This is a genomic window from Rheinheimera sp., from assembly GCF_020217005.1.
Classification (GTDB): Bacteria; Pseudomonadota; Gammaproteobacteria; order Enterobacterales; family Alteromonadaceae; genus Pararheinheimera.
This window is the reverse complement of record NZ_JAIWOI010000165.1, coordinates 1-10,000: the sequence shown is the minus strand read 5'-3', so window position 1 is coordinate 10,000 and position 10,000 is coordinate 1. Positions and strand designations below refer to the sequence as shown.

Below are 10,000 nucleotides of genomic sequence, written 5' to 3'. Positions count from 1 at the left end.
AGAGCTTGAAGCATTTGGTGATAAACACATTGTTTTAGCTCAGGAAACTTCAAAATATCCTGCAAACCGTCGCGATTTAGCTATTGTTGTGAAATCTGATGTGCGTTTTTCAGATATACTTGCTACTATTAGAAAAGTTGGCGGAAATCAATTAGTTGACCTAAAATTGTTTGACGTCTACACAGGGCAGGGTGTTGCTGAAGGCCACAAGTCATTGGCAATAGCTTTAACCTTGCAGGACAAGGCGCGGACGCTTGAAGATAAAGATATCCAACAGGTTATCTCTTCTGTGGTCGAGGCGCTGAGCAAAGAGTTCAACGCAACGTTGAGGGATTAAGAATGGCGCTTACCAAAGCCGATTTAGCAGAACGTTTATTTACCAAGTTTGGCATCAGCAAGCGCGATGCAAAATTAATAGTCGAATCTTTTTTTGAAGAGATCCGCATTGCTTTGGAAGCAGGCGACCAGGTAAAACTGTCAGGTTTTGGTAATTTCGACCTGCGCGTGAAAAACCAGCGACCAGGCCGTAACCCAAAAACAGGCGAAGATATTCCAATCTCTGCCCGTTGTGTGGTGACGTTCAGACCGGGTCAGAAGTTGAAAAGCAGAGTCGAAGTAGGCACAGCCAAGAAGTAATGTCTCTTCGTGTTGTAGAAAAGGAGTGTTCCGTCAGGACGCTCCTTTTTTTATGGACTAAATAGCTGGAGCATGTCCGGCTATTCAGCAGCGACAATAGTGTTTCACGAATTGCCCAGGATTACATTATTTAATCGGTTGTAAAGAAAATATAACTAAAATATAACTTTTATATAAAGTGAAATTTGAATGCCTTGCTAAGTTTTGAGCCGCAGGAAGCGACTTCACCTCATGGACTTTAAAACTCTTACAAGGTACAGATATGAACAATAGAAACAAAGTACTATTACTGGGAACTTTTGGTTGTTTTGCATTATCCTCTGCGGCCGCTGCTGTAGCTGCTACCGTTGATGAGCAAGGCATTGTCACTGCAGAAGATGTTGCTTTTATTGACCCCAATGACGACAGTACCAATCGTTACATCATCAGGTATAAAGAAGCCAAGGCTAATCAGTTCCAAAGCGGAGCAAAGGGCAAAGCATTCTTCTCAGCAAAAAAAGCAGATGACCTGATGCGCAAGTACAAAGTTAAAGCTATTAAACACATAGAAGCAGCGCATTACAGCGTCGCAGAGTTAAATCCGCGTCAGTTAAAAGCCTTGTTGTCTGATCCGCAGGTAAAATATATAGAAGCGGATCCAAAACGTTATTTGTATGACGTAATCACTCCCATGGCTCAGAGCACGCCTTATGGCATTACTATGGTGCAAGCTAATTTGGTCAGTGACACTAATGCGGCGAACACTAAAGTTTGTATTATTGATACAGGCTACAGCTTAAATCATGCAGATCTTCCTAGTGCCGGCGTCAGTGGTTTTGCATTTTCAGGCCACGGTAGCTGGTCATCGGATGGGAATGGGCATGGTACTCATGTAGCAGGCACTATGGTGGCCTTAGACAACAACAATGGTGTGGTAGGGGTCTTGCCTTCAGCTCAGGCAGACGTGCATATAGTAAAAATCTTTAATGATTCAGGAAACTGGACCTTTGCCTCTGATCTGATTGAAGGTATTCAATCGTGCCAGGATGCAGGAGCCAAAGTGGTGAATATGAGTTTAGGCGGTGGTAGCGCAAGCCAGACAGAACAAACCGCAATGAACAACTTTTATGCTGATGGTATGTTATTAGTGGCAGCGGCGGGTAACGATGGCAATACCAGTTTGTCTTATCCTGCCTCTTATGACGCCGTTATATCAGTGGCGGCAGTCGACTCCAGCCGAAATTTAGCCAGTTTTTCTCAGCGTAATGCCCAAGTTGAGCTGGCTGGACCTGGCGTAGCTGTGAATTCGACCTGGAATAATGGAGGCTACAACAGTATCAGTGGCACTTCTATGGCGTCTCCCCATGTGGCCGCAGTTGCAGCTCTGGTCTGGAGTAATCATCCACAGTGTACTGCAACACAAATCCGTAGTGCCCTGACCGCAACTGCTCAGGACAGAGGCTCAGCAGGCCGTGATAACTCCTTTGGTTTTGGCATAGTGCAGGCTAAAGCTGCGACAGATTATCTGACCACTAATGGTTGTAATGGCGGTGGTAGTACTCCACCTACAGGAGGCGCAAGTTTCCCAAATCTGTCGGCCAGCACCGGCAACTGGCTCAGAGGATCTTACGTGATACCTGCTGGGGTCAGCACTTTAACCTTTACCATCTCTGGTGGCTCAGGCGATGCTGATTTATATGTCCGCTACAACAACCAGCCCACGCTCAATCAGTATAATTGCCGTCCTTATTTAGACGGCAATTCTGAACAGTGCACTATCAATAGTCCTCAGGCCGGTACCTGGCATGTAGGTATCAATGCCTACTCAGCCTTTAGTGGTGTTACTTTTAGTTATTCTTACTAACTGTGTTGATAAAAAACTGCGCCTATGAGGCGCAGTTTTTTATGCTCAGAGTCAAAGCTAACACGCAGAAATAATCAGACTAACTAAATTTCTGCTTGCAGTGATCCAATGAACCTGCTGATCTGTAAACAAATCTAGTCATCTCCGTGATTTTTGTGAGTTTTTATTATGAGTATCCAAATCGGTGTCAGTGCTTGTGTGCTTGGGCAAAAAGTACGATTTGATGCCGGCCATAAAGCATCAGATTTTTGCAACAGTACCCTGGCTCCTTTTGTTTCTTATGTGCCTGTTTGTCCTGAGCAGGCAATAGGCTTAGGTGTACCCCGTCCTGCTATTCGGTTGCAATTAAATGCCCAGCAGCAGGTCCGTCTGGTGAACAGCAAAGACAGCAGTATTGATCATACCGATGCAATGCTGCAGTTTAGCCAAAAGCTGTTACCGGAATTAAAGCTGTTGTCTGGTTATATCGTCTGTGCCAAGTCCCCCAGCTGCGGCATGGAACGGGTAAGGGTCAACGATCAGAATGGTCATCAGCTAGGCAAGATTGGAGTAGGGGTTTTTACCCAACAACTGATGCACTGCTATCCCTGGTTACCTGTTGAAGAGGATGGTCGTTTGTTGGATAGCAACTTGAGGGAAAATTTTGTCACACGGATTTTTGCCTGTCATGACTATCAACAAATGCTGCAATCGGGTTTTACAGTCGGCAAGTTAGTGGCTTTTCATAGCCGTTATAAATTCCTGGTGATGGCCCATAGTCCTACTGCTTACCGTGAATTAGGCCGTTTAGTGGCTCAGGCAAAGCTTTTTTCACCAGATGAACTGGCACAACGTTACTTAGTGGATTTAATGCAGGCGTTAAAGCAACAGGCTACCCGTAAGCAGCAAGCCAATGTGCTGATGCATTTGCAGGGGTTTTTCAAGAAAATGCTGAGTAGCAGTGCTAAACAAGAACTACTGGGTCTGATCCATAAATACCGTCAGGGGCATTTGCCTTTGTTGGCACCTCTCACTTTATTGCGACACCATTTAGCTCAGCACCCGCATCAATATGTAGCGGCTCAGCAATATCTGCAGCCGTTCCCTGACGAACTGGGGTTACGCGCCTGATGAGTAAAACAGCATTCTCTTTAGTCTGGCTGCGTAATGATCTTCGAGTGTACGACAATCAGGCCTTGTATGAGGCTTGTCAGGCTGGTCTGCCTGTAGTCGCGCTTTTTGTCGCTACAGCACAAAGCTGGCAGCAACATTTTATGGCACCTATTAAGCAGGACTTGATCCGGCGTCGTGTACAGCAATTACAAACTGAACTGGCAGCGCTGAATATTCCCTTGCTGGCGATTGAAGGAGGCCACTATTCCGATATCCCGGCTTTGATGCAACAGTTATGTGCTAGTGGCGCTGCCGCTTTGTATGGACACACTGAATACGAGCTGCGAGAGCAGGTACGTGATCGTAAGGTAAGTGACGTTTTTGCTGATGCCGGCAAAGCCTGTTATTGGTTTGACCGCAAAGCCGTTATGGCTCCGGGATCCATTTTGAGTAAAACCGGTGGTATTTATCAGATTTTTACGCCTTTTAAGAAGACCTGGCTGGCGCGTTTGCGTGAAGTTGGTGTGCGCTGTTTCCCACGCGTTCAGCTGTCTCATGCCCAGGCTTTGGAGCCCAGCTACTTCAAAACACTGAGCCTTGCTCCCATGCTTGCGGGCGATGGCAGTTCTGAAGCTTATGTGGTGGATGAGCTGCAGGTATTGGATAAAATGCGGCAGTTTTGTCGGGATAAAGTGGCGTTTTACCAGACCGAGCGTGATTTTCCAGCCCTGGATGGTACTTCGTCTTTGTCTGCTTATCTGGCGATTGGGGTTATTTCTGGGCAGCAGTGCGTCAGTCGTTTGCAACTGGAAGCCGCGAACGAATGGGACAAGGAAAAGTCCGGGGCCGCGGTTTGGCTCTCTGAGCTGATATGGCGGGATTTTTATCATCATATTCTGATGGCATTTCCACAACTGATTAAACACAAGGCGTTTCAAAAAGATACAGATGGCATTGTCTGGCCTAATAATCCGCAGCTGTTTCAGGCCTGGTGTGATGGCAAAACTGGTTATCCTATAGTGGATGCCGCTATGCGACAGTTGAATCAAACCGGCTGGATGCACAACAGACTACGTATGATAGTGGCTAGTTTCCTGGTGAAAGACTTACATATCGACTGGCGCTGGGGCGAGCAATATTTTATGTCAAAGCTGATTGATGGTGACTTTGCCGCCAACAATGGCGGATGGCAGTGGGCCGCGTCAACGGGCACAGACGCAGCCCCTTATTTCCGTATTTTTAATCCTGTGACTCAAAGTGAACGTTTTGACCCGGATGGCGTATTTATAAAGCGGATGTTGCCGGAACTGGCAGAAGTGCCGAAAAAGCAAATTCACTGGCCTCATCCATTGCCTCTCTGGAGTGGCTATGTCAAACCTGTGGTCGATCACAGTAAAGCCAGAATTAAAACCTTAGAGTTGTTTCACACTGTTAAAAAATCGCAGGATGAAGTGGATCATGAATGATAGTAAAGCGACAGAACGGCTGGACGGTTTTTTAGAGTTTTACAATAACTTAAGCCAGAACAATCTGGCTTCATTAACCGAATTGTATGCCGACAATGTCGAGTTTATTGACCCTGTGCACCATATGGTTGGTCTGGACCAGTTGCAGCAGTACTTCTCTCATGCTTATGCCCGTCTGAGCAGTTGCCACTTTGTGGCGACAACAAAAATTGCCAATCCGGATCAAGGCTGCTTGAGTTGGGTAATGACTTTTACTCATGAAGCTATAGGCAAAGGCAGACCTATCTCTGTGCACGGCTGTTCTGTGGTGCATTGGAATAGCGAAGGAAAAATTGCCTACCACAGAGACTACTACGATTTAAACGAAATGGTACTGCAGCATATTCCATTATTAGGCTGGGTCACGAACAAAATTAAGCAAAAAATGGCAAATAACAACGCTAACCAAACAACTTAAAGTTGCAGGGCGGCGACAAGCAAAGGAGGCCATGGGAGCATAGATCCACTATGTGACCGTGGCGAGTGAGCGCAGTCAACAAAGCTGCAGCTTTAAGTAGGAAGGGTGTTACCCAAACAACTTAAAGTTGCAGGGCGGCGACAAGCAAAGGAGGCCATGGAAGCATAGATCTGCTATGTGACCGTGGCGAGTGAGCGCAGTCAACAAAGCTGCAGCTTTAAGTAGGAAGGGTAAAATGAAAATAGCAGTAATAGGTGGCGGTATTTCAGGCATGATCAGCTGGTATTTGTTACAGCGTCAGCACCAGGTCACCTTATTTGAAGCGGGTTCTTATCTGGGGGGGCATACAGCTACTGTGGATGTCAGTGTTGCAGGTAAAGACTACGCTATAGACACAGGCTTTATTGTGTTTAACAACTGGACCTACCCGCTGTTTAATAAGTTTTTGGACGAGCTCAAGGTCGATTCTCAGCATACTCAAATGAGTTTTTCGGTGAAAAAAACCGACACTGGCCTCGAATACAATGGCCATACCTTAGCTACTTTATTTGCACAGCGTCGCAATCTGTTCCGGCCTTCGTTTTGGCGGATGCTGCTGGATATTGTGAAGTTTAACAAGCTGGGGAAAAAGCTGCTGGAGCAAGACCATCCGGATTTAGATCTGCTGATTGATGACTTTCTGGCCAAATATAATTTAGGTCAGGAGCTTCGTAACGACTATCTATTACCAATGGGAGCCGCTATTTGGTCCTCAGGCCTTGCCGATATGCCTTCATTTCCACTGCGTTTTTTTCTGCAGTTTTTCAAAAACCATGGCTTACTGAACGTAGCGGACAGACCACAATGGTCTGTGATCAAAGGTGGCTCACGGCAGTACGTTCGGGCTTTGTTAAACAAACTGAACCCTGAACAGGTCAAGCTCAACAGTGCGGTGAAGACAGTCGGCCGTGATGCCAATGGCGTTACTCTGGTCTTTGCTGATGGCCACACTGAGCTTTTTGACCAGGTGGTCTTTGCTTGTCATAGCGATCAGGCTTTGGCCTTGCTTCAAGATCCAACTGAAGCTGAGCGGCAGGTATTAGGCGGTATTGCTTATCAGAAAAACGATGTGATTTTGCACACAGACGACAGGATTTTACCTCAACGAAAAGCGGCCTGGGCAGCCTGGAATTATCATCTGGCAGATGCAAAATCCAGTCACGCCACACTGAGCTACAACATGAATATACTGCAGGGAATTGAAGCGCCTGTCACTTTTGTGGTAACGCTAAATCACAGCCAAGCCATAGACCAGAACAAAATTTTAAAACGGTTTCAGTACGATCACCCGGTGTTTAATCATTGCACTATTTCAGCTCAGCAGCGCCGGGCTGAGATCAGTGGTGTGAATAACAGCTGGTTTTGCGGTGCATACTGGTACAACGGCTTCCATGAAGATGGTGTGCGCAGTGCAGTAGATATAGCACGGGCTATGGGAGTGGAGTTTTGATCCCATCAGGTCACGCACTGTTAACAGGAGAAGTCGGGCATAAACGCTACTTGCCGAAACTGCACGGATTCGACTATCTGGTGCATTATTTTTGGCTCGACCTGGACCAGCTGGACCTCATTCCGGCAAAAGGCTGGTTCTGGTCAAAAGCTCGTTTTGCTGCTTGTAGTTACAGGCGTACAGATTATTTGCCTGGCGTTGAGGATTTAGCTCAGACTGTCAAACAGAAAGTGCAAAGCCTGGGCTGTACTGAGGCCATCGCCAAAGTCTGTATGCTGAGTCCGCTGGCAAACTGGGGTTATTACTTTAGTCCTTTGACTTTGTACTATTGTTTTGATGAGACACAGCGTCTGACAGCCTTGTTAGCTGAAGTCAGCAATACGCCCTGGAACGAGCGACACTATTATCTGGTCCCAATTGAAAATGCAGAAAAATCGCATTACCAGCATGATAAAGCCTTTCATGTTTCGCCTTTTAATCCCATGGATATGCAATATCACTGGACTGTTGTGGCAAATTCAGCTGAACTGGAATTAGCTATCGCTAATTTTAAAGATCAGCAAAAGGTGTTTAGTGCCTGGTTTCGTTTAGTATTACAGCCATTTAGTCTCAGCCAGCTAAAGAGCTTGTTGATCCGCCGGCCATGGCAAAACGTACAAGTGATGACACGAATTTATTGGCATGCAGTCAAACTGCTATTTAAAGCAGTACCTGTTTATGGCCACCCTAAGTCAAAGGAAACACCGAGATGACGGTTTTGATCACCGAACAATGCCCTTTTCAGAATTTACGCTGGTTTGACAAAACCTGCCGCAAGCTGGTGCTGAATCATTTAAGCCAGTTGCAATACGGCGCTATTGAGTTAGTTGAAGGCCAGGAAAAAACCTTGTTGGGCGATGCCAAAGGTGAGTTGCAATGTACTCTGACTGTACTTGACCCGGATTTTTATCAAAAAATGATGTTCGCGGGCTCAGTAGGGGCCGGTGAATCCTATATTCTTGGCCAGTGGCGCTGCGATAATTTAACAGTGCTGGTGCAACTGATAGCCCGCAATTCAGCATTACTGGACAAGTTGGAGTCGGCATGGGCTCGTTTAAGTAAACCTGCCTTAAAATTACTGGACTGGCGTAATCGCAATACCAAGGAACAATCAAGAAAAAACATTTCAGCGCATTACGACTTAGGTAATGCCATGTATCAGTTGTTTTTAGATCCAAGCATGATGTATTCCAGCGCTGTTTATGCCACTGACAGCTGCACTCTGGAGCAGGCCCAGCAGAATAAACTCAAGTCTGTCTGCGATAAGCTGCAACTCAAGCCTACAGATCACCTGATTGAAATAGGCACGGGGTGGGGCAGTATGGCTATTTTTGCCGCCCGTCATTATGGTTGTAAGGTAACCACCACAACTATTTCGCGTGAACAACATGACTATGCAGCTGAAAAAATCCGCGAAGCCGGTCTGGAATCACAAATCACCTTGCTGTTCCAGGATTACCGTGATTTAACTGGCACTTACGACAAGCTTGTATCAATCGAGATGATTGAAGCTGTTGGTGACGACTTTCTGGATCAATACTTTGCTAAGTGTTCAAGCTTGTTAAAAGACGATGGTTTGATGGTGTTGCAGGCTATTACCATAGCTGACCAACGTTACAATCACTATGTGAAGGAAGTTGATTTTATTAAACGTTATGTTTTCCCTGGTGGTTGTTTGCCCTCTATTCAGCGTATGAGCAATGCGGTAGCACAATACACAGATTTAGTATTGCGTCAGGTGCAGGACATAGGGCTGGATTATGCTCGTACCCTACAGCATTGGTGTCATAACTTTATGGCGTCAAAGGATAAATTACATCAGTTGGGTTATGACGATCAGTTCATCCGGCTTTGGCATTTTTATTTGTGTTACTGCGAAGGTGGGTTTTTGGAAAGAGCTACAAGTGCTGTGCATTTAGTGTTCACCAAACCTTTGAATAGGAACAAAATATAACTTTTCGTTGCTTAATAAAGCACGGTCGTTTATAACTTTCTATGGATTAACGTAGCAGAGTCTGTATGACGATCGTGACCACTTTACAGCCCGAAACTGATACCAGTGACCTCCACGCTCAACTCCAGTTGTTACAGCAAGAAAATGCCAGACTAAGCTTAATTAATCAGTTTGCCATAGATCTGCATGAGTTGACGGGCGCGGATGACATTCTTAATTATGCTGCGAAACATGTCGTGGCTGGCCTTGGCTTTGTCGATTGCGCCATTTTTATTTTGGCGGAAGACGGTGAAACTCTGGTCCGCAAAGCTGGAACCGGCACCAGAGATTTACCCTCACATTTAGGCATAGCTGAACTGAAAGTCGGTCATGGTCTGGTTGGCCATGCCGCCAGTATCCGGCAATCAGTATTGGTGTCTGATACCAGAGAAGATCCTCATTATTTAGCCGATTTAGTGCCAAGTTTGTCTGAATTAGTGGTCCCAATTCTGGATGGAAATGGCGTATTGGGTGTTATAGATTGCGAACACTCTCATAGCCATTATTTCAGCGCGGAACATCAGCAGATTCTTGAAGTGGTCGCCTCCATTTTGGCCAGTAAGCTGCGCAAAGCCCAAATGCTGGACAGGCTGGAGTCATCGGTCAGTAAGCTTGAATATGCAGAGCGCCTGCAAAAAGCTTTGTATGAAATTGCATCCTTTTCTTATTTTGCTAATGATTTTTCCAGCTTTTATAAACGCTTGCATCAGATCGTTAACTCGCTGATTTATGCTCCAAATTTCTTTATCGCCTTGTTCGATGAAGAAGCACAGCAATTGCATTTTCCCTATTTTGCTGACACAGAAGACGAGATGAATCCAAATCAGGTGTACAGCAGCGATATCCTGAAACACAGCCTGACAGGCCATGTATTTCGCTCTAACAAACCTTTATTGATACTACGTAAAGATATCGCAGCGTTTGAGCAGGCGTATGATGTCAACGCTTATGGATCTGAACCTGAATCCTGGCTAGGGGTGCCATT

The 10,000-nt window shown here is 45.9% G+C and carries 9 protein-coding genes and 1 pseudogene; all 10 read left to right on the top strand.

All coding sequences use genetic code 11. From position 1 onward, the window contains the following. Nucleotides 1–337 (top strand): annotated as a pseudogene (gene pheT / locus LDL40_RS08075) (phenylalanine--tRNA ligase subunit beta); the annotation flags it as partial. Nucleotides 338–339: 2 nt separating this feature from the next. Then, complete coding sequence (gene ihfA, locus LDL40_RS08070; protein WP_008898181.1) at nucleotides 340–636, top strand: integration host factor subunit alpha; 297 nt, start codon at nucleotides 340–342, stop codon at nucleotides 634–636. Nucleotides 637–898: 262 nt separating this feature from the next. Continuing rightward, a complete protein-coding gene (locus tag LDL40_RS08065) occupies nucleotides 899–2,479 on the top strand; it encodes a S8 family serine peptidase (RefSeq protein WP_300994757.1) in 1,581 nt (526 codons plus the stop codon). A 168-nt stretch (nucleotides 2,480–2,647) separates the two neighbouring features. Further along, entirely contained in the window at nucleotides 2,648–3,589 is a 942-nt protein-coding gene (locus tag LDL40_RS08060) for a DUF523 and DUF1722 domain-containing protein (protein WP_300994756.1), read from the top strand. Further along, nucleotides 3,589–5,037: a deoxyribodipyrimidine photo-lyase gene (gene phrB, locus LDL40_RS08055; protein WP_300994755.1), complete on the top strand. Its 1,449-nt coding sequence runs from the start codon at nucleotides 3,589–3,591 to the stop codon at nucleotides 5,035–5,037. Before LDL40_RS08060 ends, phrB begins: the two co-directional genes overlap by 1 nt. Beyond that, the gene (locus tag LDL40_RS08050; RefSeq protein ID WP_300994754.1) at nucleotides 5,030–5,494 is read left to right on the top strand and encodes a nuclear transport factor 2 family protein; all 465 of its coding nucleotides are present in this window, start codon (nucleotides 5,030–5,032) and stop codon (nucleotides 5,492–5,494) included. Before phrB ends, LDL40_RS08050 begins: the two co-directional genes overlap by 8 nt. A 235-nt stretch (nucleotides 5,495–5,729) precedes the next feature. Beyond that, entirely contained in the window at nucleotides 5,730–6,983 is a 1,254-nt protein-coding gene (locus LDL40_RS08045) for an NAD(P)/FAD-dependent oxidoreductase (protein WP_300994753.1), read from the top strand. Next, nucleotides 6,980–7,735, top strand: a complete 756-nt coding sequence (locus LDL40_RS08040; protein ID WP_300994752.1) for a DUF1365 domain-containing protein — start codon at nucleotides 6,980–6,982, stop codon at nucleotides 7,733–7,735. The genes LDL40_RS08045 and LDL40_RS08040 overlap by 4 nt, the downstream gene beginning before the upstream one ends. Next, nucleotides 7,732–8,976: a cyclopropane-fatty-acyl-phospholipid synthase family protein gene (locus LDL40_RS08035; protein ID WP_300994750.1), complete on the top strand. Its 1,245-nt coding sequence runs from the start codon at nucleotides 7,732–7,734 to the stop codon at nucleotides 8,974–8,976. The genes LDL40_RS08040 and LDL40_RS08035 overlap by 4 nt, the downstream gene beginning before the upstream one ends. Nucleotides 8,977–9,041: 65 nt before the next feature. Beyond that, the coding region (locus tag LDL40_RS08030; RefSeq protein ID WP_300994749.1) for a GAF domain-containing protein at nucleotides 9,042–10,000 on the top strand (959 nt) is incomplete at its 3' end.